Raw genomic sequence first — 25,493 nt, forward strand, 5'->3', positions numbered from 1 at the left:
AGGTTGTGCCGTCCCCTTTCCTCCCGACTCAGTCCCGTCACGCCACGTAATTCCGACATCGCGAAGTCCTATCAGGTAGGCTCCATATGTTGGGGCTGCGCTGGATTAGTTGCCCTATATCAGGGGTTTTTCCTTTTGATTTCACCCTGCCCCTGTGATAGAAGAGGGCCGCGTTTTTCCCACGAGTCGACCCACTTTAACCTTCTCGATCGGGAGGTGGCTGGTGTACCTGAAGTCCCTGGAAATGCTCGGCTTTAAGTCATTTGCGGAAGCCAAGATTCAATTCCCCGAGGGCATTACCGCCATCGTCGGTCCGAACGGCAGCGGAAAAAGCAACGTGGTCGACTCCATCCTGTGGGTTTTGGGCGAGCAAAGCACCAAGACGCTCCGAAGCGAGCGCATGGAAGACGTAATTTTCAACGGCACGGAAGTCCGGAAGCCGCTTGGGATGGTCGAGGTTTCTCTGATCATCGGCGGTCTCGGAGAGTTGCGCCTCGATTCGATCGCGGGTCTGCCGAGTCAACTCGGCGAATATCAAGAACTCATGATCACGCGGCGGCTCTACCGGAACGGTGACAGTGAATACCTCATCAACAAAACCCAATGCCGGCTGAAAGACATTCGAAGCGTGTTGATCGAGACCAGAGCCGGCTCGAAGGGACACACCGTTATCGAGCAGGGGCGGATCGAGCAGATTCTCCAGGCCTCTCCGCAGGATCGCCGCGAACTGATCGAAGAAACGGCCGGCATCGTCCGCTACAAGAAGCAAAAGGCCGAGGCGCTTCGCAAGCTCGACCAGACGCAGCAAAACCTATTGCGGGTCCGCGACATCATCGCCGAGGTGAAGAAGCAGCTGAACTCGTTGGAGCGCCAGGCTCGGCAAGCGCGTTCGTATCAAAATTTGCAGCAGGAAGCGCGTGGGTTGGAAATTGAGTTGTTGAGCCGCGACTACCGCACCATGCGCGACGACCTCGACGGCATCGAGGTGCAGGCGCGCGATATCGAATCACGGGAAAGCAGCCAGGCCGCGGAGCAGGCCAGGCTCGAAACGGAGCAGGAAGCAATCCGCCTGCGCATGACCGACGCAGCCGAGTCGATGTCCCGCGTGCGTGATGAGTTGACCGCCATCGAACAGAAGCAATCGCATGCGCTGGCCTCGGCCGAGGTGGAGCGCAACCGGATGCAGATGTACGAACAGCAGCGCGCGCAGGCGACCCAGGAAATGGGGCGGCTGAACGCCGAACAGGAACAAGCCCAGGCCGAGTCGGAATCCTTGCGTGAAGTACTGCTGCAGGTGGAGTCGGAGATCGGAGAACAGGAGCGGCTCTTTACCGATTTGGACAGTGAGGCCAAGACGCTTGCGGGGCAGCGGGCGGCTGCGTTGGCTGAAGAAGAACGCGGTCGGCAGGATGTCCTCAACCTGGCGGTGCTCGTCGCCAATACCGAGCAAAATCTGGCGCAGCTTACCCGACGACAGGGAGAAACCGCCGCGCGTTGCGAACGGATCACACGCGAACAGAACGAGTTGACGGGGCAGGTGAGCGTGCTCGACGAGCAGCGGCACAATTTGTCCTTGCAGCGCGGGGAAGTGGGCGAGCGCATCCAGACCCTGTCGGCGCAGCGCGATGAAGCCGTGCTGCGGATCGAGCAACTGGGCGCGCAAGTCGTCTCCTCGGATCGCGACATCGTGCGGCTCACGGAAGAGGTCGCGGGCGTGGAGTCACGGCTCGGTACCCTACAGGGCGTCGTCCGCGAAGAGATGGGGTATGGCCGGGAGGGCGATGAGGAGCAAACCGCGCTCAGGACGTGCGACGGCGTGCGCGATGCGCTGGCCGAATGGCTTGTGGTGCCGGCTGGGCTTGATCGAGCCGTCGAGACAATTCTCGGTGATCGAGTTCGGGGCTGGCTGGTCGACGGACCGGAGGCGGCCTGCCGGGCAGTTGAGTTCTTGAAAGGTAAGGAGCTGGGGCGAGGGGCGTTCATCCCGCAGCAGTTGCGTTGGGCGACGGGCGACTCGGGACAGGCGCCGGTACAGCCATGGTGGGACCAGTTGCAGGGACAACCCGGCGTCGTCGGTCGAGCGGTGGATCTGATTCGTGCCGGGGAAGAATCGGCCGCCACGCTGGCCTATCTGTTCGACGGGATCGTGATCGTGGATTCCCTGTCGGTCGCGCTTCACCTGTGGGAACAGCACCAATGGGCTGCGCCCAGCGGCCCGACCTTCGTTAGTTTATCCGGGGAAACGCTGGATGCGGCCGGAGTCATTACCGGTGGTTCCGGTACGAGCACGGGCGGCGTGCTCCAGCGGCGCCGTGAAGTGTTGGAATTGGAAGCGCGGCGGGTTGAGGCTGCGGAGCAGCTGGATCAGGCGCGCCAGGCAAAAGACGAGGCCGGGCGGCAATTGGCCGAAACGCGAGAGCAGGAACAGCGGCTTGCCGGTGCGATTCGCCAGGCCGAAATGCTGGAGTTGTCGCTCGAGAAGGACGATGCCGGTGTCGAGCAACGCCGTGCGGAATTGGAGCGGCGTCTGGGGAATCTCGCCGGAGAGTTGGCGCAAGGCATGGCCGAACAAGAGCGGGTTCGTGAGGAACTCTATGCCGGACAGGTGCAGCTCGGCCAATGGATGGGCGAAAAATCCGGACAGGAAGCGACGTTGGCGCAGGTCCGGGAACGGGTCGGCGCGTTGGACCGACAAGGAATGGAGTTGCAGCAGCGTTTAACCGAAGCCCGCCTGACGCTGGAGAGTCTGCGAGGCAGGCGGGATCACGGCGTCAATGATATCTCACGCCTCAACCAGCGCCTGGAATCGTCTCGGCATCGAGTGGCTGATTTGGAGGCGCAGCTCCAAGGCGTGATCGAGGCCATCGAGCAAAGCCGTGAGGAGCGGCTGCGGCAGGAGGCCTTGTGCCAAGAGTTGGGTGCGGAGGTCGACCGGATCAAGGCCGACTTGGTTGCCGCCCAGGAACGGCAGGCGGAACAGATGGCGGCCTTGCACGCCGTGGAGCAGGGGCTGACCGGGGCTCGGCAAGTTCTCTCCGGTTTGCGCGACGAACGGATGGGGGTGGAGGTTCGGCGGGCGGAAGTCAAAACCCATCTGTCGACGTTGGAAAGTACCCTATCCGGTACCTATCAAATTGATCCGATGTCCTTGCTGGCACCGGCCGAGTCACCGGCGAATGCAGACACGCAGGAGGGGACGCCGACGCCGGAGAATCCGTTTGCCGCCGAGGAAACTCCGCAGTTGCGGGAGCAGCTGCAGAAGATTCGCGAACGGTTGGATCGCATGGGGGCCATCAACTTGGCGGCCATCGAGGAGCACCGCGAGTTGGATGAGCGCCACAAGTTTCTCTCCGCCCAGGAACAGGACCTGTCCAATTCCATCGCGTCGCTCAAGGAAATCATCCAACGGATCAACCGGACGACGAAGGATATGTTCGTAAACACGTTCAATGAACTGCAGCAGAAATTCATCGAAGTGTTCTCGCAGTTCTTTCCCGGAGGACGTGCGGAATTGCAGTTGGTCGATGAGCCGGTGGAAGAGGGCGCCGAGCAGAATGTGGCCCGTGAGCCCGGTGTGGAAATCGTGGCTCAGCCGCCGGGTAAACGACTCAAGAGCATCACGATGCTATCGGGTGGCGAGAAAACCCTGACCGCCATGGCACTGTTGATCGCGAGCTTTCTCATCCGACCGACGCCGTTCTGCATCCTTGACGAAATCGATGCGCCGTTGGACGAAGAGAATATCGGGCGGTTTACGTCGGTGCTGCGCAGCCTCTCAACTTCTGCGCAGTTCCTCGTGATCACGCACAATAAGCGCACGATGGCGATGGCTGATTCGCTCTTCGGGGTGACGATGGAAGAACCCGGAGTGTCGAAAATCATTTCGGTGAAGTTGGGCGACCTGCAGCCGGCATAAAGGGTTGGCCAGGACACGTGATGCGCGGTCGGAATGGCGGCGTGGTCCTTGACTGCCTGTAAGCAGTTTGTTATAAACCCCTGTTAATGAATGCTACTGGTACAGTGCGGTTCCATGCGAGCCTTCGCTGAAAGATGGAACCGTCTCGAAGTCCTATCCTGCCGTTTTTTCTAGACTCACGGCACAACGCTATGCGGATCATTAAGAACTTCCTCGATCGTTTGTCCGGCAGTTTGCTCGTCACCGTACCCAACGGTATCAGGGCCGCGCGGGATCTTGCCGCAGGACCTGTGCTGCGGTTGGTGTCCGACAAGAGTGCGACGGCGATCACGGGAGATACGACGAGTAAGCGGGCTCACAGTCAGGCCACCGGCCAACTCGAAGCCTTGGAAGAGGCGATCCGGAAGAGCCAAGTATGGTTTCTGGGGCGGCAGCATCCCAACGAAGGCTACTGGGTTGCGGAACTCGAGGCGGACACGACGCTGACGTCGGAGTACCTGATGCTCCGGCATTTCATGGATTGCGTCGATCCCGAAATCGAAGTTAAGGCTGTGCGCTACTTGAAGTCCGCGCAGCTCCCCAATGGCGGATGGCCTATTTATTACGGCGGTCCTGCCGAGATCAGCGCCTCGGTGAAGGCGTATTTTGCCCTCAAACTATCGGGCGTATCGGCGGATGAGCCGTTCATGGTCAGGGCCAAGGAATGCATCCTGGGCATGGGGGGTGTGACCGCTTCCAACGTGTTCAGCAAGATCGCCCTGGCGCTATTCGGACAGTATGACTGGAAAGGCGTGCCGAGCATGCCGCCGGAAATCATGCTGCTGCCGAAGCGGTTCTATTTCAGCATCTACGCGATCTCTTATTGGTCTCGCGCGGTCTTGATTCCGCTCCTGATCATTTTCGCCAAGCGGCCGCTCTGCGCCATTCCGGAGGATCGCGGAATCGATGAACTCTATGTTCAACCGAAGGAACTGATCGACTACTCCACCGTTCCGCCGTTCAAGAAAGATCGCACCTGGTTTACGGCGCGCAATTTCTTCATCAATCTCGACGGGTTGCTGAAGATCTACGATCGTTCGCCGGTCGAGTGGGTCAGGCAGAAGTCCCTCGAATGGGCCGAACACTGGATGGTCGACCATATGAAGGGCAGCGGTGGCCTCGGCGCGATTTATCCCGCAATGGCCAATTCCGTGATGGCGTTGCACTGCCTGGGCTATCGGCACGACGATCCCTTGGTCGTGAAGGCCATGAAAGAAATCGACGATCTGGCGATCTACGATCAGGTTCACGAGAACGGCAACCGGGTAGATGCGATGCATCTGCAGCCGTGCCATTCGCCGATCTGGGATACGTCCCTGCTGATGAACACGCTGATCGAGTGCGGCATGCCGCAGGATCATCCTGCTTTGCAGAAGGCTGCGGCTTGGCTGCTCTCGAAGCAGACGACGACCGTGGGTGACTGGATCATTTCCTCCCCCGGTGCCGAACCGGGCGGATGGTATTTCCAGTTTGAGAACGAAGCATTTCCGGATGTGGACGACTCCGCCGTTGTGTTGATGGCCTTGGCCAAGGTGCGAATGCAGGACAGCCAACAGCAGCGGGCGTCCATCAACCGCGGCTGCCGCTGGGTCGTGTCCATGCAAGGGTCAGACGGTGGGTGGGGCGCCTACGATAAGGACAACAACCGGATTGTCTTCAACTACATCCCCTTCGCAGACCACCGTGCGTTGCTGGACCCCAGCACTGCCGACTTGGCCGGGCGTTGTCTCGAGATGTTGGCGACGCTGGGCTATGATTGGACGCATCCCTGTGTGGCGTCGGCCTTGGCCTTCGTGAAGAACGACCAGGAAAAGGACGGCAGTTGGTACGGACGGTGGGGCGTCAATTATATCTACGGCACGTGGTCGGTTCTGGCGGGGTTGCGCGCGATCGGAGAGGACCTTTCTGCGCCGTATATCCGGCGGGCCGTCACCTGGCTCGAATCGAAGCAGAACCCGGACGGTGGTTGGGGCGAGTCCTGCTTGTCGTATGCCGATGTAGCGCACAGCGGTCGCGGTGAGAGCACGCCGTCGCAAACCGCCTGGGCATTGCTGGCGCTGATGTCCGCCGGCGTGTTCGATTCGTTCAGCGTGGCGCGGGGTATTCACTACCTCATTCGAAATCAGCGGAAGGATGGCTCATGGGAAGAAGTGCGCCATACCGGCACGGGTTTCCCTCGCGTGTTCTACCTTCGCTACCATTGGTACTCGCAGTATTTCCCCTTGTGGGCGCTTGCCATGTACCGCAATCTCAAGACTCGTGGAACGACGAGGGCCGATGAGTTGCGTCTGCAGGCCTATCAATCCGGCCAGTTCCGGTCACCGCGCTGACCGATTGACCCCGGCCTTTCCATCCAATTGTTTTGTCGCCCGGCTGGTGTCCCCGTGACGCCCGTCGGGATCTTTGTCGCCACGCGATGGGAGCGTCAGGCGTTGTTGTCCGCCCTGCCGCCGGCCGAGCGTCGAATGGTAGCGGGGATTGCCTGTGAGGTTATCCGACAGCCGAATCAGGAATGGTGGGTCGTCCCGATGGGGGTTGGGCCGGCACGTGCCACTGCGACGGCCAAAGCCCTGTGCGCCCAACACGCCTTCCGGTTGATCGTGTCGGCCGGGTTCGCCTGTGCGCTCGACCATGCCGCCGTCGGCGATGTGTTGATCGGCACGGATGTGGTGTTGCGGGAAGATGAGCGAGCGAAGCACGAAACACCCTGCGACCTCACGGTTGCGGAAGAAGTGGCGCTCGCAGGTCGGCAGGCAGGGCTTCCCGTTCATTGCGGACGATTCGTCACCGTCCCGACCGTGCTCTGCCGCGCCGCCGAAAAGCTGGCTGTGGCGCGACAGGAGAAAGGTATCGGACTCGATATGGAAAGCGCGGCGCTCGGTGCCGTGGCGCGGGAGCATCGAATTCCGTTTACGATCGTGCGGACCGTCTCCGACCTGCTCGAAGAAGATCTTCCGCTTGACTTCAACCTGTTTCTCAGGCCATCTGGGTGGCTGGCCGGTATTGCGGCCTGCGTGACGCGTCCGTCTTGTCTGATCGGCCTCAATCGGCTCAGGCGGCAAAGTCGAGAAGCGGGCCGGCATCTGACGGCGGTGTATCGGGCGTGGGCGGGCCTCTCGGCTGGTCGTCGCGCCTGACGCGCGGAAGGAGGAAGCGGCGTGGAACGGGTCGCAAAGATCGGGCGCTATTCCCTGGATCTGACGGAGCAGATGGGACGGATGTTCCTCTTCATCCTCTCGTCGTTCGCATGGCTCGGTCGACCGCCCCTTCGGCTGTACCAAATCGTCAAGCAACTCCACTTCATCGGCTACAAATCGACCTTCGTCATCGTGCTGACCGCCGTCTTTACAGGGATGGTGCTGGCACTGCAGGGATACTACACGCTGCGGAAGTTCGGATCAGAGGCCGTGTTGGGATCGGCGGTGGCCCTGAGCATCATCCGCGAACTGGGCCCGGTGCTTGCCGCCCTGATGGTGACCGCGCGAGCCGGCTCCGCCATGACGGCCGAGATCGGGATTATGCGGATCACGGAGCAGATCGATGCGCTCGACACCATGGCGATCAATCCGTTGCAGTATCTCATCGCCCCCAAACTCGTGGCGAGCTTGATCGGCGTGCCCCTGCTCGTCGCGCTGTTCGATGTCGTGGGGATTTTCGGCGGCTACATCGTCGGGGTTGATCTGCTGGGTGGGAGTCACGGGGCCTATTGGAGTTCGATTGAATCCGCCGTGGAATGGAAGGACGTCTATGGCGGCATTATGAAATCCATCAGCTTCGGTCTGCTGATCAGCTGGGTCTGCTGCTACAAAGGGTTTTACACTAGGCAAAGTGCCGAGGGATTGGGAACCGCCACGACTGAGGCGGTGGTGCTCTCCGCGGTGTTGATTCTGGTGTGGGACTATTTCCTGACATCGGTGCTGTTGTAAAGATGTGAAAGGTGAGACAGAAGACGTGAGGGGGCACGAGAGCCGGAGGGCGTTCTTCCTGCGCGGCTTCCGTTGGGCGCCTCACATCTGACGTCTCACGAGAGGCTATGATCAAGCTCGTCGGTGTGGAAAAAACGCTCGGTGGCCAGCCGGTCCTGCGGGGGGTGGATTTGGAGATCCCCAAAGGCAAGTTGACGACCATCATCGGCAAGAGCGGCGAAGGCAAGAGCGTGTTGCTCAAGCATATGATCGGCTTGATGCAGCCCGATCGGGGCCAAGTCTGGGTGGAAGGGGTTGAGATCAGCCGATTGAAGGGGACGGCTTTGAACGACGTGCGCAAACGGTTTGCCATGTTGTTTCAGGGCGCCGCGTTGTTCGATTCGCTCACGGTATTTGAGAACGTGGCTTTTCCCCTGCGGGAAAAATTGCGTTTGAAGGGCGAGCAGGTCACACGCCGAGTCGACGAGAAGCTGGCGCAGGTCGGTCTGGCGGGGATGGGCCACAAATTTCCGGCCGAACTCAGCGGCGGCATGCGAAAGCGAGCAGGGTTGGCGCGCGCGTTGGTCATGGAACCGGAGATCATTCTGTTCGACGAGCCGACCACGGGGCTCGATCCCCTCATGGCCAAGGCCATCCACGATTTAATTGTGAAGATGCAGAAGACCTTCGGCTTTACGGCGATCATGGTAAGCCACGAGATTCCGGAAATCTTCGGGCTTTCCGATTACGTGGCGATGTTGAGAAAAGGCAAGATCGCCGCCATGGCGCCATCCAGTGAGTTCGTGAAGACGACGGACGAGGAAATTCGAGAGTTCATTTTTGTGGGTGGTTCCGTGACGGTCAAGGCGCCGTCGGCCACGCCATAACGACCTCCAACCATTGACGTTGGGGCGAGAGATCAAGCGATCTGACACCGGGATGCCTTCGAGGCGAGAGACGAGTTCGGCATCCTGCTATGAGGAGCGCGATATGGAGCGAGCCAAGTTAGAGATGATCGTGGGCCTGTTCGTATTGGTGGGGTTGGCCTGCCTGGGCTACTTGTCGATCAAGTTGGGCAAGCTGGAAGTGATCGGCGGGAATAATTACATGGTTGATGCCGAGTTCACCTCGGCGTCCGGATTGAAATCGGGCGCCTCGGTGGAGATCGCAGGCGTGGAAGTCGGACGGGTCAAACAAATCGGGTTAAACAATGATCGCGCCGTGGTGACGCTCGCGATTCGCGATGGCGTGAAGCTATACTCGGACACGATTGCGTCGATCAAGACCAGGGGAATCATCGGAGACAAATACCTGGCCTTATCCATCGGGGGCGGCGGCGATGCGCTCAAGCCGGGTGATAAGATCAGGGATACGGAATCCGGGCTTGATCTAGAGGAACTGGTCAGCCAGTATGTACACGGGAAGGTCAACTGACCGGTTGGTCGCCATGGATCGGATAGGTAACAGAACGGAGACCACACACAGAGGGAATCGTATGATCGCACGTCGTGGAGGGGTTCTGGCGGTGGTGATGGCGCTGCAGATATGTCTGGGCGCGGTGACGGTCTTTGCGATGACCGCAACCGACGCGGTCAAGGGGACGATCGACGAAGTGCTGAAGATCGTGGGGGACAAAGAGCTCAAGCAGCCGACGAAGTCCGAAGAGCGGAGACAGCGGCTGGAGAAGGTCGTGAGCGATCGCTTCGATTACCCGGAAATGTCCCGCCGATCCCTGGGGGCACCCTGGAACCAGCTGTCGGACAAGGACAAGCAGGAGTTCGTCGATCTGTTCCGGACGCTTCTGACCAACACGTATGCCGATCGTGTTGAAACCTATTCGGGCGAAGGTGTCCAATATTTGAACGAGCGCACGGAAAAGGAATATGCCGAGGTGCGCACCAAGGTCCTGTCCGGGAAGACGGAAATCCCGATGGACTACCGTTTGCTGAACAAGAATAACGATTGGCGCGTCTATGACGTGGTCGTGGACGGCGTCAGCCTGGTCAACAATTACCGTGGGCAATTCTCAAAGATCCTCCGAACCTCCTCGTACCCCGATCTCGTCGACCAACTGCGCAAGAAATCCGAAAAGATCAAAGCCCCGTAGAACGGATACGAGGCATTCGATCGCGGCAGCGGCCACGCAAGGGACTCCAGGATTGTGGCGCTGGGCTTGCTTGGCGCTGGCGGGGTTTCTCCTGTGGGTCGGGGCCCTGTCCGCCCATGCGGACACGCAGGTATTTCCTGTCCCATCGGTGTCGACCAGCCGGAACGACGGAAACGACGCCGGTCTCATTGCGCCGATCCTGATCACCGATCCGGACGGAGAGCTGCGCTATCTCATGGCGCCGATGTTCATCCAGAACTCGATTGTGGGTTCGCGCGGCGTCTTCAACCTGTTCAAGTATGAACCGGGCGGGCGGGAGATGCGGTTCATCGGCTCGTTCACCGAAAAGATCGAGCGGAAGCTGTTTTTCAATTATGCCGATCCGGCCTTTAACAATGGCCAATACTCGTTGAACTTCGGCGGCACGTTTTTCAAGAACGCCACGTCTCGCTTCTTCGGCATCGGCCAAACGACACCGGAGTCTGGTGAATCCAACTACACGGCGCGCGAGGCCAGGGCCTATTGGCGCTTCGGGGTCCATGCCAATGAGGTGACGCAGATTGCCGTCGGGCAGCGGGTGCGGCAAGTGCGGCTCGAACGGGGCGCGACCGATCTGCCGTTTTCCGTCGACCAGTACCCGAATGTGGACGGGATTCGAGGCGAGTCGATCATCATCGGCCACCGGGCCACGTTTCTCTATGACACCCGGGACAATCTTGTGACGCCGACCGACGGCGTGGCCGTGACGGCCTATGCCGAGCTGAACCAGAATGTGCGCAATCACGATCACCCCGTGTATTCGCGCTACGAGTTGGAAATCAAGAAGTTGATTCCGAGCGAGTCGAAGCGCGCGATTCTCGTCGTGCGGGCCGACCTGCAGGCGACGCTTGGAACGCAGGTGCCGTTTTTCGAGCAGTCGTCCCTTGGCGGACAAAACAACCTGCGGGGGTACGGCATGGATCGCTTCATCGATAAGCACCTGCTGGCGTTCAGTATTGAAGAACGGATTCATCTTATTCGTACCAAGGTGGCCGGCGTGACGGCGGACCTTGAGATTGCCCCGTTTTTGGATACGGGGCAGGTGTTCAATTCGTTCAAGGACGTCAGTTTCAAGGATTACCGCATGACCCCAGGGGTCGGACTGCGGGGCATCGTACGGCCGAACGTAGTCGGCCGTCTGGACATCGGCTGGAGTCGCGAAGGCAACAGCGCGGTGTTTGCCGGTCTAGATTTCCCCTATTAGCTGAGCACTCCGGCGATTGCGGCTCGGGAAGCGTCCCTCGTTCGGGCGCCATGCGAAAGCCGAGATCTCGATGCAGGCTGCTTTCCGAAATCGCCACGACCCTGTCACGAGCCACCCATCACTCGGCGGACTTGTGAAATTCCTTTTGAGTCGGACCATATGGTGGCCCACGCTCAGCGTCCTCATTGTGCTGTCGGCGTCAGCCCCATCGGCCGCCTTGGCCGATGGATTCGGTCCTTTGCCTGTCAGAAATTTTCAAGCGATACAGCAATTGGTCCTGCAGATGCCGGGTGATCGGGCGAATGTTGTGAAGCCGGGCACCTTCGATGTCCGGCTGGAGCTGGCCGAAACCAGCAGCATTGCGCGCGACGTCACGGATCAGGCCCAGACGACGATGAAGTTCGAAACGCTGCGGGCCGGCCTGTTCTTGCGATATGGCGTGAACGATCGGTTCGAAGTTGGGGCCGAAGTGCCGGTTCTGCACCGGTATCGTGGGTTTCTCGAAGGGGCCATTATGGCGACGGAGCGGGCAACGACGGGATTGGCTCCGGCGCGCAATGCTCTGATGAACGTGGGTTATGCCTACCAGGTCGACCGTGCCGGACGGACCCTCTTCAGCGGCAAGGAGGGTGGAACGGGCTTGGGGGATATTTCTTTCTTTGGGAAGTATCAGGTGCTGAAGGAAACGACAGTAGTACCGGCACTGTCCTTCCGAGTCGGGGTGAAGGCACCCACGGGAAACCGTGAACAAATCTTCGGCAGCGGCCATCCCGATGCCGCAGTCGGGCTGGCCATGGAAAAGACGCTGGCGTCACGTTGGATCGTCTATGCGAACGTGAACGGGATTTTTCCGACCGGGCATTTGGCTGGACTCGCCCTCTATCCGGTCATGAGTGGGCTGGCGGCGGTCGAGTATCTGTGGTCCGAGAATCTGTCCTTTACGGCCCAGTTCGACTATTACTCGTCACCGTTCCATGGTACCGGCACTCAGACGTTGGATAAGGGCGTGACGGAGTCGGCAGTCGGCTTCAGTTACCGTGTCGCGCGCGGGTTGCTGTGGCAGGTGTATGGCGTGGAGAATCTGGATTTCATCACGGGGAGTGCGGCGGATTTTACGGTCTCCACCCTGTTCACGTACCGATTCGGGAGCTAGGAGCGCTGAGAGCTAACTGCCCAGAATATAGAGTAAAACCCTTGACAGTGCAGGGGGCATATGTGAGACTATTCCGAATTACGGAAAACTTCTTCGCTGCTTCGTTATACCCTGCGCCATACAGCTACATCCCGTTGAGTACCGTGGTTCGTTTCTCATCATTTGACAAGGAGATAGAGCAATGTCGCTGTTGAAGACCATACATAGTCCGGCTGATTTGAAGCGACTCTCCCCGGAGCAGTTCCCCGAACTCTGCCAGGAGATTCGCGACCAGATCATTTCCGTGGTCTCTAACGTCGGCGGGCACCTGGCCTCCAACCTCGGCGTGGTTGAACTGACCGTCGCTCTGCAGTACCTCCTTGATACGCCGAATGACAAGATCGTCTGGGACACGAGCAACCAGGCCTACACCCACAAGCTGCTGACCGGTCGTCGCGAGCAATTTCACACGCTGCGCCAGTATGGCGGGTTGAGCGGGTTCACCAAGCGAGAAGAGAGCGCCTACGATACCTTCAACGCGGGGCACGCGGGAACGGGTGTGTCGGCTGCGTTCGGCATGGCGGAGGCCCGCGATCAGCAGGATGAAAAGTACAAGGTGGTCTGTGTGGTCGGCGACGGCGCGATGACGGCCGGGATGACGCTGGAAGGTCTCCACCACGCCGGCGGAACCAACCGTGACTTCCTCGTGGTTCTGAACGACAACCAGATGTCTATTTCCAAGAACGTCGGCGCCATTTCCGCCTATTTGAACCGGACATTCACCGGCGAGTTCTATGCCCGCATGCGCGAGGAAACCGGACAGTTGTTGCGCAAGATCCCCCACATCGGCCTGGAAGTGCAAAAGATCGCGCGTCGGGCTGAAGAGTTGGCCAAGGGCGCGATTCTCCCGGGTCTCCTGTTTGAGGAACTGGGCTTCCAGTACGCCGGTCCGATCGACGGACACAACTTCGAGCATCTCCTGCCGACGCTCGAGAACGTGCTGAAGATGAAGGGCCCCGTGCTGTTGCATGTGATTACGAAGAAAGGGCTCGGCTATCAGCCGGCGATGGAAAACCCGGTGTGGTTCCATGCCTGTCCGTCCTTTGTGCGCGAAACGGGAGCCCCGGCCAAGAAGTCTCCGCGTCCGACCTATACGGCGATGGCGGTCGACACGTTGGTGAAGTTGGCCAAGCAAGACAAGCGGATCGTGGCGATCACCGCGGCCATGTGCGAAGGCACCGGCCTGAACGTGTTCGAAAAGGCGTTTCCCGATCGGCTGTATGACGTGGGAATCGCCGAGCAACATGCCGTGACGTTCGCCGCCGGTATGGCAGCGCAGGGCATGAAGCCCGTCGTGGCCTTGTATTCGACCTTCCTGCAGCGTGCCTACGACCAAGTCGTACACGACGTGGCCACCCAGAATCTGCCGGTCATGTTCTGCATCGATCGAGGCGGGCTCGTGGCTGAGGACGGCACAACGCACCATGGCGCGTTCGACTATGCATTTCTGCGGCACGTGCCGAACATGGTCGTCACGGCGCCCAAGGATGAAAACGAACTGCAGCACCTGATCAAGACCTGTTTGGATTTCGACGGTCCCGCCTCCGTGCGCTATCCGCGCGGCGTGAGCCTCGGTGTCCCGATGGATCCGGAGCCGACTGCCTTGCCGATCGGCAAGGGAGAAGTACTGCGCGAAGGAACCGATGTCGCCATCGTCGCCATCGGCGTCACGGTGTGGCAGGCCGTCAAGGCAGCCGAACGTCTGGCCGAAGACGGTATCTCGGCGGCCGTCATCAACGGCCGTTTTGTGAAGCCTCTCGACGGTGAATTGATCGCGAAGACTGCGAAGAACGTTCGCTACCTCGTCACGGTCGAAGAGGGGTGCAAGATGGGCGGGTTCGGCTCGGCAGTGCTCGAAGCGATTGCCGAGGCGGGCATTACGCATCTGCGGACGAAAGTCATCGGTTTGCCCGATTGGTATATCGAGCAGGGTCCTCAGGACTTCCTGCGCGAACGCTATGGCCTGACTGCCGACGGGATTTATGCCAGCGTGAAGGAATTGCTCGGCAAGGGCGCTGCAGCCGATGAAGCGAGCCGAGTGGCTTCGCTGGTGGGCGGACTGCCCCTGGGCGATGAGCAGGGAAGCTGAGCAAGCAAAAATTAGAGATAAAGTGTCGGAGTTAGGGCTGAGACACTGATGCATATCACCAGGAAGAAGACGCGGCAGATTCAGGTGGGAAACGTGAAGATCGGCGGGGATGCGCCGATTGCGGTCCAGTCGATGTGCTCGACCGACACCCGCGACGTGAAGGCCACGGTGGAACAGATCCGGCAGCTGGAGGAAGTCGGCTGCGAGGTCATTCGTGTGGCCGTGCCTGACGAAGCAGCTGCGGCGGCGCTTCCAAAGATCAAGGCGGCCATGACCGTGCCGCTGATCGCGGACATTCATTTCGACCACCGGTTGGCCCTCAAAGCCGCCGAAGTCGTAGATTGCGTGCGCATCAACCCGGGGAACATCGGGGCCTGGTGGAAGGTGCAGGAAGTGATCAAGGCGGTGAACGAGCGGGGGATTCCCCTGCGCGTGGGGGTCAACGGCGGATCGCTTGAGCGGCCGTTGCTGGACAAGTACGGCTGGCCTTCTCCGGAGGCCCTGTCGGAATCGGCGTTGAATGCCGTCCATGCGCTCGAGGACGAAGGGTTCACCAATCTGAAGGTGTCCCTCAAGGCTTCCGACGTCCACCACGCCATCGATGCCTATTACCTGTTTTCGACCCAATCGAATTATCCCCTGCACATCGGCATCACCGAAGCCGGCACGGCTATGACCGGCGCCGTGAAGTCCGCCATCGGGCTGGGCTTCTTGCTGACGCAGGGCATCGGCGATACGCTGCGGGTGTCGTTGGCGGCTGATCCGGTCGAGGAAGTGAAGGTCGGGTTCGAGATCCTCAAGTCGCTCGAGTTACGCCATCGCGGCATCAACGTGATCGCCTGTCCGACCTGCGGCCGCGTCGAAATCGACGTCGTGCGCATGGCCAACGAATTGGAAAAGAAGCTCGGGCACATCAAGACTCCGCTCAACGTGTCGGTGCTCGGCTGCGTGGTCAACGGAATCGGCGAAGGCAAGGAAGCGGACATTGGTATTGCCGGCGGCGAAGGGAAGGGGATTCTCTTCAAGAAGGGCAAGCTGATGCGCAAGGTGCCGATGGAAGAACTCATGGATACGCTGATCCATGAAGTCGAGCAGATGGCCAAGGAGAAGGAGGCCGAAGGGGTTTCCGAATCCGCCGATCGTGACGCGAACGGAAAGACGGAGGCCGGTTGGGAACCGATCGGTCAAGGCAGCGATCAACCGTCGACCCTCGTGCGCGACATCCCTGTGCTTCCGACCAAACGCTGACGCATTTTCCCGCAGCGCCACGTTCTTCCTGGTTGTGTTCGGACCGATCCCCCTTTTATAATGCCGACTCCCGGGGCGCCGTACCCAAGTGGCTAAGGGAGCAGTCTGCAAAACTGCGATGCAGCGGTTCGAACCCGCTCGGCGCCTCCATACCTTGCTTGCCCGCCCGGATCCCCTCACCTTGCTCTTGGCGACGGGAAAGACCCCTCTACGGTTCCTCCTGGTTGTAGACTTCCTGTGGGCCGGAGCTTGGCCGCCACATTCGTGGTAGCGCGCGGCTGCTTGCTGGACAAGGCATCCTTGATTGCTGCAAGTCTGTGACTATGCTACGCTGATTCTCCTATGGTCCGTCTACTCGACGATTCCCGACTTGGCCGCCTGGCCCTGTGCATCTGGGTGTGCGTCTGGATGCTGCTGGTCCCGTTGTTTCACGTGCATCCGGAAGCCGATCATCATCACGGTGAAGCCGGGCATGTACACGGAGGGACCGTCCATACGGTCTGGTCGGGCGATCTCGATTGCGAGTCGGATCGCTATGAGCGGCCATCGCCGGGTGTGGTGACCCTCTCCAGCGACGGATCGCCGAGTTGGCACGAACATCCGGAACTCGGTTTTTCGGTGCTGAACGATTCCACGGACCGCAAGCCCCTCAAACCCTGCATTACCGTCGGTGTCCTGCTGAGCTCGATTGAATTCGATGGCCTCGTTCGTGGTCGAGTGTTGTTCGACGATCCGGTGCCGCCGGCCAAGCCCTGGCGACTTCTGACCCACGCCCATTCTGCCCACGCTCCACCAGTCTCCCTCAGCTAAGTCCCGTTTTCGCATGACGTGGTGAACGACCTCGATGCCGGCGAATGCCCGGCATTGTCGTCCGATGTTGGTCGTTCAGCAGGGAGGCTCCACATGAAACGGATTCCAGTTCTATTTGTATACGTCTGCGTGGTCTTTTCCCTGGGCGTCCCCTCGGCAGGGTGGACGGCTGATCCGCCATCCGCCGTCTACTCCTTGGGAGATATCCTCGCGTTGGCCGCCGAGCGGAACCCAACCATTGCCGGGGCCGAGGGACTCGTGAAGCAAAGCCAGGGGCAGCAGATTGCCGCCGGGGCCTATCTCAATCCGTCGCTGACCGGCGTTGCAGGGCGGGGCGCGATCCGCGACCCGAGCAACGGGGCGCGTGTCACCGAGCGGACGATCACGGTTGAACAACCCTTGGAGTGGTCGGGGAAGCGGCAAGCCCGTCAAGAAGCAGCCGATGCGGGGGTGGCCGGGACGAACGCCCTGTTGGAAGAGACCAGGCTGACGCTCGCCTCCGATGTCAAAGTCGCCTTTTTCTCCCTCCTCCTGGCGCTGCGAGACGCCGAACTCGCGGCGCAAAATGTGACGCTGGTGGAAGAGGTGCTTCGGACGGTCAAGGCGCGGGTTGCGGCGGGAGAAGCCACCTCGTTCGATACGATGAAGGCCGGGGTCGAGGTGCAAAAGGCCCAGAAGGATGTGGCGCGGGCGCAGAACGCCGTGCTCGTGGCGAAATCTCGATTGAATACGCTCACGGCGGGTGCCCTCGGCAAACAATTCGGCGTGCAGGGAGATTTTCTTTCTCCCAAACCGAATTTGGATGTCGAGGGTCTGGCGGCCAGAGCGGTCGAGGACCACCCGGCGCTGCGGCGGTTGGGCAAGGTGGCGGAACAAGCCGACCATACGGTCCGCTACGAGCGCGAGTCGCGCGTGCCCAACGTCAGCATTTTGGGGAGCTACCACCGCGAGGCGGGAGACGAATCGGTGACCGCCGGGCTGAGCGTCCCACTGCCGCTCTGGTACCGGCGTCAGGGCGAGATCGAAACGGCTATGGGCGCGAAGTATCGAGCAGAAGCCGAGCGGGCTCGAGCCCGCAATGAATTGGAGCAGGCGATCACGCAGCACACCCAGGAATTGCGCACGGCACAGGATCAACTCCATGTCTTCGAAACCGGACTACTCAAACAGGCGGAGCAAACGTTGGCGGTAGCCCGCACCAGTTTCCGTCAGGGGGTGGCCAGCTTGCTCGATGTGCTCGATGCCCAACGAGTCTACCGGCAGACCCTGTTGGAATATGCGCAGGTGCGCGCGGACCTTTCGATTGCCTTGGTGCGATTGGAACGCTCGCTGGGAACCTCGCTGTAATGGTTTGGAGCGCCTCACAGACCGACAAGGGAGTACGGCTATGATGCCGACCATGCTGATTCGCAGTCTGATCGTCACGGCACTGGCGCTGGCCGGATGCGGCGAGCAGGCTCCGGAGCCGGCCGCGGTGCCGCCCAAGGCGGCATCGAAGCCGGCGACCACGGCGGTTCATCTGATCCAGCCGCCGCAGGCGGTGCGAGATCGGGTGCGGACCGAACCGGTGACGGTGCGCTCGCTCCCGGACCTTGTGACGGCGCCGGGGGAAGTTGCGTTGGATCTTCGTCAGGTCGCGAAGATTACCTCGCGGATCGACGGGCAGATCGAACAGGTGCACGTGCAGTTGGGGGACCGGGTCAAGCCGGGACAACCCCTCGCCGCGATCGGCAGCCTGCAGCTCGATCAGTTGATCGAGGAATACCTGGTCGGCAAGGCGCAGGCCGACGTGGCCGAGAACAGCTTTCACCGGACCGAAAAACTCCGTGCCGACGACATCGTGCCGGAGCGAAAGTTGGTCGAGGACCGTGGCCGCTATCTGGAAACGAACGCCCGGTACCAGCATATCCGTGAAAAGCTGCTGCATATGGGGCTCTCGCAGGCCGAGTTGTCCCAATTGGAGCGGGGGCGGCATGACGAAAGCCACCGCTACATCCTGACCACTCCCATCGCCGGCACGGTGGTCGCGCAGAATGCGGTACGCGGGCAAGGGGTCGCACCGGGAAATGAACTGTTCGAAGTGGTGGATACCAGTCGTGTGTGGGTGTTTGCCAATTTGCCGATCGAACAAGCCAGGAAGTTCAAGGAAGGGGATGTGGGCACGATCGTGCCCAAAGGCGGAGACCCGGTCATGGCTCCCCTGGTCTATGTGGCGCCGGTGGCGGATGAGGTCACCCGCACCATCCACGTAAAGTTTGATGTCACCAACCGCGAGCATGGCCTGAAGCCGCGGGAGTATGTGGATGTGCAATTGTCCGCCGCGGGGCCGCCGGTCACGGCCATCCCTGTGTCCGCGGTCACCATGGTCGGGGCGGTTAGGGGCGTGTTCGTGCAGCGCGACGGAGGATTCGTCTTCACACCGGTCGAAGTCGGCCGGGAAAGCGGGGGCTGGACGGAAGTTCGGAAGGGTGTGGCGCCCGAGACGCGGGTGGCCGTCGACGGCGTGTTCGATCTCAAGAACGTGTTGCTCAAGGAGCAGATCGGTTCGGGGGAGGGCGGCTGACGTGGAGCGGCTGTTTGTGCTTTCCCTTCGGTATCGCTTCTTTACGGTCGTGAGCCTGCTCCTGGTGATCGCGCTCGGCCTGTGGTCGCTTTCGCGCCTGGCCATCGATGCGATGCCGGATCTCACGCCGGTGCAGGTGCAGATCCTTACCAAGGCGCCCTCGCTCGGTCCGGTGGAAGTCGAGCAGTTCGTCACCTTTCCGATTGAAGCCTCACTGAGCGGATTGCCGGCCCTACGCGAGTTGCGATCGGTATCGCGCTATGGCCTGTCTGCCGTCACCTGTATTTTCGAGGATCGGACGGATGTCTACCGTGCGCGTCAACTCGTCACGGAACGCCTGGCACGAGCGACGGAACTGATCCCCGCCGAATATGGGCGGCCGATCGTGGGGCCGCTGACGACCGGACTCGGCGAGGTCTATCAATTCACCCTGCGCGGACCTGGGTATGGGCCGATGGCGCTTCGCACGATGCTGGAATGGGACATCGGCATGCGTCTGCGCGCAGTTCCCGGCGTGGTGGAAGTGAATATCTGGGGCGGCGAACCGCAGCAGTTTCAAGTGGTGGTGAATCCGGCGAAGCTCCTCGCGTTCAAGCTGTCACTGCGCCAGGTCTTCGACGCACTTGCGCGCAACAATGCCATCGCAGGAGGTGGGTACATCGAACGTCAACGCGAGCAGCTGCTCATCCGTGGCGAAGCGTTGGCCACGCAGGTGTCCGATCTCGCGCGCATTGTGGTAGCGCATGGGACAGGGGGCGTGCCGATTTACGTCTCGGATGTGGCCGAGGTGCGGGAGGGGGCTGGCCTGCGGCTCGGCGCGGCGACGTCGATGGGCGAAGGGGAAACGGTCATCGGCATGGTGCAGATGCTGGCGGGCGAAAACGCCCGTGAGGTGGTCGAGCGCGTGAAGGCTCGGGTCAAGGAGATCGAGGCCACGTTGCCCCCCGGCGTCACGATCGAGCCCTATTACGACCGGACGCGTCTGGTCTCGACCGTGATGCGCACGGTGCGCAACAACTTGCTCGAGGGCGGGATGCTGGTCGTAGCCGTGCTGTTTCTTTTCCTGGGCGACCTCCGCGCCGGGATCGTCGTGGCGGCGGCCATTCCGCTGTCCATGCTCATTGCCTTCACCGGCATGATGCAGTTCGGGTTGTCGGGGAATCTGATGAGCTTGGGCGCCATCGACTTCGGCTTGCTCGTCGACGGGTCGGTCGTGATGGTGGACAACATCCTTCGACGGCTGTCGAAGAAGGGCGTGCTGAGCCGGGAGGCGCGGTTGGCCGAGGTCTTGGCGGCGGGCCGGGAGGTTCTTCGGCCGATGACGCTCGCCGTCGGCATTATTATTTTGGTGTATGTGCCGATCCTGGCCCTGACCGGCATCGAAGGCAAGATGTTCCGGCCGATGGCGCTTACGGTCATCCTCGCCTTGGCTGCGTCGCTCGTGCTGTCGATCACCGTCATTCCGCTCCTTTCTTGGTGGTGGATCACCGTGCAGGGTGGGGAGGAGAACACCGCCCTGGTCCGTGTGGCGCGTCGAGTCTATGAGCCCTGTTTGGCTTGGGCCCTCGCCCGGCCACGGCTGGTGGTGCTCCCCGCCGTGGGGCTCTTCGCGGCAAGCCTGGGCCTGGCGGCCTGGCTTGGGATGGAGTTCGTGCCTCGGTTGGACGAAGGAGACATGGCCATTCAGCTGTGGCGGTTGCCGAGTGTGTCGCTGACGGAATCGGTTCAAAATGCCTCCGATGTCGAGCGGGTATTGCGGCGCTTTCCCGAAGTCGTACAGGTGGTGACTCGCACGGGAAGTCCCGACGTGGCGACCGACGTCATGGGCGTGGAAATGTCGGATGTCTTCGTCATACTGAAGCCGCAGCGCGAGTGGACGACGGCCAGGACACGCGATGACCTCATCGCCAAGATCAAGCCGGCTATTCTGGAGGCGGTGCCCGGCGTCGGATTGGGTTTCACGCAGCCCATCGAGATGCGGTTCAACGAGTTGATCGCCGGGACACGATCGGACCTTGCCGTCAAAATTTTCGGTCCGGATCTCGACGTGCTCAAACAGCAGGCAGAGGCCGTCGCGCGGGTCTTGGAGACCGTGCCCGGTGCCGCCGACGTGAAGGTGGAGCAGGTGGCGGGGCTTCCGCTCCTCCGGGTGACCATCGACCGTGAACAGATCGCGCGCTATGGACTGACGGCCGACGAAGTATTGGCGTTGGTCCAAACGTCGCGGGTGGGGCGCGTCGTCGGCACCGTCATTCAAGGCTCGCGGCGGTTTGATTTGACGGTGCGGCTGATCGATCAAGCGTCGGCGGACCCTGCGGCACTCGGGGCCTTGCTGATTCCGACGGCACACGGGGAACTCGTTCCACTCTCGCGCGTGGCCACGCTGCGCGTCGACACCGGTCCGGCGCAAATCAGCCGCGAACACGTGCAGCGGAGGATTGTGGTGGAAAATAACATCCGTGGACGCGATTTGGGGAGTTTCGTGAGGGAGGCGCAACAGGCCGTAGCGCGACAGGTGTCGTTGCCGCAAGGCTATGAGCTGATGTGGGGGGGGCAATTCCAGCATTTGGAAGAGGCCACGCGCCGGTTGGCCATTGTGGTGCCGATGACGATTCTATTGATCCTCGGCGTGCTGTCCGTGATCTTCGGCGTGATGCAGCCGGCCGCACTGATCTTTCTCAATGTGCCGTTGGCCCTGTCCGGCGGGATCGTGGCGTTGTGGCTGCGTGGCTTGCCGATGAGCATCTCGGCCATCATCGGGTTCATCGCTCTGTTCGGGATCGCCGTGCTGAACGGGGTGGTGATGGTCAGTCACATCCGGCAACTCGAAATGGAGGGACTCTCGATCGATGAAGCCGTGCGGCAGGGGGCGATGGATCGGCTGAGGCCGGTGCTCATGACGGCGCTGGTCGCGAGTCTCGGTTTTCTCCCTATGGCGGTGGCGACCAGCATGGGGGCGGAAGTCCAGCGTCCTCTGGCGACGGTGGTCATCGGCGGCCTGTTCACCTCGACCATCCTGACGCTCTTGGTCATTCCAGCGTTGTACCGACGATTCGGCGGGATCCAGGTGGAGCCTGCGACGGGGAAGCCAGCGGACCTGTAACCTCAGGCGGTCTCCGATATCGCGCGATACGCATCGAATCCGCCGTAGGAGGATCGACCGGGCGGACTAGTGTCGTCGACTTCCGCTTCTGAACAGGCTTGCATGGTGGCGTCAGCGGTCGTAGTGGAAGGCGATGCCGAACATGAAGAGATTGGCGCGGTAGTCGGCGGTCACGTGGCTGCGGGTCCAGCTGAACTGGGCGAAGTTGTATTTGTATTCGACGAACGGAGCGATCTTGTCGGTGACGTAGTAGCGAATGCCGGTGAGCACGTTGAAACTCGGCGCGAACGAGGCTTCAGGGCGGAAGGTGCCGCTCGAAATATTTCCGACGTTCAGCCCGATGCCCATACCCGCGTAAGGTTCCACCTTATATTGATAACCGGTGACACGCACGAGAGCGTTGAAGGCCAGTGAATGAACCAGCAGGTCGGCGCCAGGAATTTTCCCCGATAGGGCCGGGTTGGTGGTGGTGGGGAGTGTCTGCTGCTTGATCCCCGGCGAGGACCGATACATGTCGAGTTCCAACCCAAACCAGTTATAGCCGCGATCGTTGAAGTAGTGACCGATTTTCCCGCCGAAATAGGGATTCTTTCCGAGCTCAAGGTTGCCGGAATCCGTGGTGTCCATGCTGGGCAGGTTGAGCCCCGTTCCCAGCGCCACGTAGTTTTCGGCGTTGGCGAGCGCTGGAAAACTCAAGAGAACCAGCAGAATCAGGACCGCGCAATACCCTCGAACCATTGTGCCTCCTTATGAAATTCCCGCGGTTCGAAGCCGTCCGCGAGCTACGACGCTACTCTAACGGGCTTGGCGTATGGTGGCAAGAGAGAAGTGTGGATCAGCACTGCGTCTCGTTGCGGTGAAGCAGCGTGGGACGCAGGCAGGAGCCCCGCCAGGACCGGTGGTCCCATGACCAGTTCAGCAGTGCATACTCCGTGTGTGTCAGCCGCTGGTCGATGATGCGGCCGAATCCGCCGATCCGCAGCGAGAAACCGGCAGGAAGATCCACGTCCTTGAGCATTCCAAACTCGGTAAAATTTCCGGCGAAGTAGGCGGGGTCACCGCGCTCGGTGTTGAATTGTTCGCCTCGCCATATGGTGACGTAGGGGCGCCAACCGGCCAGGTCTACGCCACCCGTCAATTGGTATCCTCTGCCGCGCGTGATCGGCAAGCTACCCGGTGTCGGTTCGTTCTGGCTGTTCAAATAGAGGGCCATCACGTCGATTTCGCGAAACCACGGGATCGAGGACCAGTGATCGCCGGGACGGAACGTAAATTGCGGTCCGAACGCCGTGAGGAAATTGTTGCCCGCAGGACGGTCGCGGGGCAGGCCCGGACCGAAGAAGGTGCGGGCTTCGGAGTATTGCGCGCCGCCGGAATGGGCCCAGTAGACTTGGCCGTTGAAGGCGAAATAGCCTGCCGCCACTCGTCCGGCATAGCCCACATCAAACCGTTCAGCCTTCTGGAAGGTTTCGATCTGGTTCCAATTGATGAAGAGATCCTGCTGGTAATGTTCGCGATCGACCAGCATTTGGAACCCCTGCTCGACGGGACGGCTGAAGAGCATGGCATCGTTAAACAATGCATCGACGAAGGGATGGTTCCGGTGGATCGTGCCGGCCACCATGGTCGCGCCGGGCAGGAATGTATATTCGGCTGCGAGGATCGGTTGCGCGGTGTGAAAATGCTGAGTGTCCGCGACCGGCAGCCCGGCGAAGACACCGGCATCGAGCGTCAAGCCGGCTATCGGCATATAGCGCAGGACTGGGGCAAGATACTGTCCGGCGAAGGTCTGATTCGTGACGGCAAGCGGTCCGGCCTGGCGCAGTCCTGAGTACGCAATGTTGTAGACATACGTCAGCGAATCGAACAGGGCGCTGAAGCGGCGCTCACCGGCAGGGGATTGAGCCTCGACGAAGGGCTGCGACAATGACGCCCACACATCGCCGGCCAGGTCGGCATGGTTCGTATCCCAGTTCCAGTTGAAGACGAGATACTCCTGGTTCACCCATTTGAACGTGTCCCGGTTTAGATAGGTGTGGCCGTCTTCGGTAAAGAAGGCGCGGATACGTCGAGTTTGTGTGCCGAACTCGAGGGAGGCGCGGTTGGTCAACCAGAAGGTCTTGGACAGGCCGACTTCCGGGAAGTTGCTGCTACGGTATTCTGGGTCTCCCTGCAGGCTCAGGAAATTGCGACCCTTCCAGAACGAGATCCAGGGCCGCCATCCCTCAAGATCCACCCACGTCTGCAGCTCATACCCCCGTCCGCGAGTCGCCTCTGAGCCGTTGTCGGGTTGATTATAGGTCGTGAGGTAGGTGAAGCGGATTCCCGCCTGTTTCCACCAGGATAGGGCTGAGGCATAACAGGCCGGTTCCAACACCAACTCCGGTCCGGCCGCGATGACCACGTTATCCCTGGTGTCGAACGATCGGTCCAGTTTAAACAGGGCCTGCCCGTTCCTAACCCAATGGACTTGCCCATTGAAGTGCAGCAGGCCGAAGCGCAATTGCCCGGCGTAGCCCACGTCATACCGGTTGGAGGCCGAGCCGCGGAAGGCCTGCTCCCAGTTGATGAAGAGGTCTTGCCGATAGTAGCGAGAATCAACTAGCATTTGAACCCCCTGCTCGATGGGACGCAGGAAGCGATTGCCGTTGTCGAAGACGGCGTCGTGGAAGTCCCGGTGCGGAGTGCGGATCGTCCCGGCGACGGCGGTGATCTGGTCGATCGGTTGATAGGTCAAGCGGACGATGGGCCGGACTTGAGACACTTCGGTGTCGTGTCCGAAGGGCATGTTGGCAAAGACCCCGAGCTCGGCTTCGAGATGGGGAAGCAACCGCCGATAGACGGTCGCGTTGACCAAATTGCCGATGAGCGTCGTATCGCGGCCGAGTCCGTTGGTGAAGGTGTTGTCCTCGAGGCCTTGTTTCTCGAGGTTGAGCATGAAGGTGCTGACGGAGAAGCGGGCGTCGAGGAGGTGGGGGCTCGGGTCCGGTTGAGAAACCTCTTGTGAAACCGCGGGTGCAGCAGTGGCAAGGGAGAGGATCGCCCCGAAGACTAAAACGAGTAACGAGTTATATGGCGACTGTTTGGGCGGCAGCACAATGGGAGCGGATCATAAGAGGGAGTGGCGCGATCCGTCAACGTGCCGAAATATCGGTGGGCATCGTTGGCATGAGTAAAGGTAGGCGCCTGGCGCCACTGGGTACCGCAGGTCGTAAGTGGTAGTGGAAAACCGGTCGGGGGGTACGTTGCCGGGGAATACCATATCTGGGGCAGAAGTC

The 25,493-nt window shown here is 60.8% G+C and carries 17 protein-coding genes and 1 tRNA gene; 16 read left to right on the forward strand and 2 right to left on the reverse strand.

The window, feature by feature from the left end; translation table 11 throughout:
• Positions 1 to 223 precede the first annotated feature (223 nt).
• From smc to KF814_10625, 16 genes are all read left to right on the forward strand, one after another.
• Positions 224 to 3,916 (forward strand): chromosome segregation protein SMC, encoded by a 3,693-nt coding sequence (smc, locus tag KF814_10550; GenBank protein ID MBX3236585.1) that lies wholly within the window; start codon positions 224 to 226, stop codon positions 3,914 to 3,916.
• A 191-nt stretch (positions 3,917 to 4,107) separates the two neighbouring features.
• Complete coding sequence (shc, locus tag KF814_10555) at positions 4,108 to 6,285, forward strand: squalene--hopene cyclase (GenBank protein MBX3236586.1); 2,178 nt, start codon at positions 4,108 to 4,110, stop codon at positions 6,283 to 6,285.
• A gap of 54 nt (positions 6,286 to 6,339) precedes the next feature.
• Positions 6,340 to 7,092: a hypothetical protein gene (locus KF814_10560; protein ID MBX3236587.1), complete on the forward strand. Its 753-nt coding sequence runs from the start codon at positions 6,340 to 6,342 to the stop codon at positions 7,090 to 7,092.
• A 21-nt stretch (positions 7,093 to 7,113) separates the two neighbouring features.
• Positions 7,114 to 7,881 (forward strand): ABC transporter permease, encoded by a 768-nt coding sequence (locus KF814_10565; GenBank protein MBX3236588.1) that lies wholly within the window; start codon positions 7,114 to 7,116, stop codon positions 7,879 to 7,881.
• 107 nt (positions 7,882 to 7,988) lie between these two features.
• Positions 7,989 to 8,747: an ABC transporter ATP-binding protein gene (locus tag KF814_10570; protein MBX3236589.1), complete on the forward strand. Its 759-nt coding sequence runs from the start codon at positions 7,989 to 7,991 to the stop codon at positions 8,745 to 8,747.
• 103 nt (positions 8,748 to 8,850) lie between these two features.
• Positions 8,851 to 9,294 (forward strand): outer membrane lipid asymmetry maintenance protein MlaD, encoded by a 444-nt coding sequence (gene mlaD, locus KF814_10575; GenBank protein MBX3236590.1) that lies wholly within the window; start codon positions 8,851 to 8,853, stop codon positions 9,292 to 9,294.
• Between the two features lie 61 nt (positions 9,295 to 9,355).
• The gene (locus KF814_10580; GenBank protein MBX3236591.1) at positions 9,356 to 9,967 is read left to right on the forward strand and encodes an ABC transporter substrate-binding protein; all 612 of its coding nucleotides are present in this window, start codon (positions 9,356 to 9,358) and stop codon (positions 9,965 to 9,967) included.
• 52 nt (positions 9,968 to 10,019) lie between these two features.
• Positions 10,020 to 11,210 (forward strand): BamA/TamA family outer membrane protein, encoded by a 1,191-nt coding sequence (locus KF814_10585; GenBank protein ID MBX3236592.1) that lies wholly within the window; start codon positions 10,020 to 10,022, stop codon positions 11,208 to 11,210.
• 145 nt (positions 11,211 to 11,355) lie between these two features.
• Positions 11,356 to 12,363, forward strand: a complete 1,008-nt coding sequence (locus tag KF814_10590; protein MBX3236593.1) for a DUF3187 family protein — start codon at positions 11,356 to 11,358, stop codon at positions 12,361 to 12,363.
• 181 nt (positions 12,364 to 12,544) lie between these two features.
• Positions 12,545 to 14,491, forward strand: a complete 1,947-nt coding sequence (gene dxs / locus KF814_10595; protein ID MBX3236594.1) for a 1-deoxy-D-xylulose-5-phosphate synthase — start codon at positions 12,545 to 12,547, stop codon at positions 14,489 to 14,491.
• 48 nt (positions 14,492 to 14,539) lie between these two features.
• Complete coding sequence (ispG, locus tag KF814_10600) at positions 14,540 to 15,739, forward strand: flavodoxin-dependent (E)-4-hydroxy-3-methylbut-2-enyl-diphosphate synthase (protein MBX3236595.1); 1,200 nt, start codon at positions 14,540 to 14,542, stop codon at positions 15,737 to 15,739.
• A 74-nt stretch (positions 15,740 to 15,813) separates the two neighbouring features.
• Positions 15,814 to 15,889 (forward strand) — tRNA-Cys (locus tag KF814_10605).
• Between the two features lie 192 nt (positions 15,890 to 16,081).
• Positions 16,082 to 16,549: a hypothetical protein gene (locus KF814_10610; protein MBX3236596.1), complete on the forward strand. Its 468-nt coding sequence runs from the start codon at positions 16,082 to 16,084 to the stop codon at positions 16,547 to 16,549.
• 93 nt (positions 16,550 to 16,642) lie between these two features.
• On the forward strand, positions 16,643 to 17,896 hold the full coding sequence (locus KF814_10615) for a TolC family protein (GenBank protein ID MBX3236597.1): 1,254 nt from the start codon (positions 16,643 to 16,645) through the stop codon (positions 17,894 to 17,896).
• A 40-nt stretch (positions 17,897 to 17,936) separates the two neighbouring features.
• On the forward strand, positions 17,937 to 19,112 hold the full coding sequence (locus KF814_10620) for an efflux RND transporter periplasmic adaptor subunit (GenBank protein MBX3236598.1): 1,176 nt from the start codon (positions 17,937 to 17,939) through the stop codon (positions 19,110 to 19,112).
• 1 nt (position 19,113) lies between these two features.
• On the forward strand, positions 19,114 to 22,215 hold the full coding sequence (locus tag KF814_10625) for an efflux RND transporter permease subunit (GenBank protein MBX3236599.1): 3,102 nt from the start codon (positions 19,114 to 19,116) through the stop codon (positions 22,213 to 22,215).
• A 111-nt stretch (positions 22,216 to 22,326) separates the two neighbouring features.
• On the opposite strand, the gene KF814_10630 is transcribed toward KF814_10625, so the two are convergent.
• Both KF814_10630 and KF814_10635 read right to left on the reverse strand, forming a co-directional pair.
• Positions 22,327 to 22,953, reverse strand: a complete 627-nt coding sequence (locus tag KF814_10630; GenBank protein ID MBX3236600.1) for an outer membrane beta-barrel protein — start codon at positions 22,951 to 22,953, stop codon at positions 22,327 to 22,329.
• Between the two features lie 97 nt (positions 22,954 to 23,050).
• The gene (locus KF814_10635; protein MBX3236601.1) at positions 23,051 to 25,153 is read right to left on the reverse strand and encodes a hypothetical protein; all 2,103 of its coding nucleotides are present in this window, start codon (positions 25,151 to 25,153) and stop codon (positions 23,051 to 23,053) included.
• Positions 25,154 to 25,493: the final 340 nt, after the last annotated feature.

The sequence above is a fragment of the Nitrospiraceae bacterium genome (genome assembly GCA_019637075.1).
Taxonomy (GTDB): domain Bacteria; phylum Nitrospirota; class Nitrospiria; order Nitrospirales; family Nitrospiraceae; genus JAHBWI01.

What these genes read in the sequence shown, in the direction of transcription:
- dxs (MBX3236594.1), top strand. Translation starts at nt 12,545, where the DNA reads ATGTCGCTGTTGAAGACCATACATAGTCCGGCTGATTTGAAGCGACTC.
- mlaD (MBX3236590.1), top strand. Translation starts at nt 8,851, where the DNA reads ATGGAGCGAGCCAAGTTAGAGATGATCGTGGGCCTGTTCGTATTGGTG.
- shc (MBX3236586.1), top strand. Translation starts at nt 4,108, where the DNA reads ATGCGGATCATTAAGAACTTCCTCGATCGTTTGTCCGGCAGTTTGCTC.
- KF814_10610 (MBX3236596.1), top strand. Translation starts at nt 16,082, where the DNA reads ATGGTCCGTCTACTCGACGATTCCCGACTTGGCCGCCTGGCCCTGTGC.
- KF814_10620 (MBX3236598.1), top strand. Translation starts at nt 17,937, where the DNA reads ATGATGCCGACCATGCTGATTCGCAGTCTGATCGTCACGGCACTGGCG.
- ispG (MBX3236595.1), top strand. Translation starts at nt 14,540, where the DNA reads ATGCATATCACCAGGAAGAAGACGCGGCAGATTCAGGTGGGAAACGTG.
- KF814_10630 (MBX3236600.1), bottom strand. Translation starts at nt 22,953, where the DNA reads ATGGTTCGAGGGTATTGCGCGGTCCTGATTCTGCTGGTTCTCTTGAGT.
- KF814_10615 (MBX3236597.1), top strand. Translation starts at nt 16,643, where the DNA reads ATGAAACGGATTCCAGTTCTATTTGTATACGTCTGCGTGGTCTTTTCC.
- KF814_10580 (MBX3236591.1), top strand. Translation starts at nt 9,356, where the DNA reads ATGATCGCACGTCGTGGAGGGGTTCTGGCGGTGGTGATGGCGCTGCAG.
- KF814_10635 (MBX3236601.1), bottom strand. Translation starts at nt 25,153, where the DNA reads ATGCTCAACCTCGAGAAACAAGGCCTCGAGGACAACACCTTCACCAAC.
- KF814_10570 (MBX3236589.1), top strand. Translation starts at nt 7,989, where the DNA reads ATGATCAAGCTCGTCGGTGTGGAAAAAACGCTCGGTGGCCAGCCGGTC.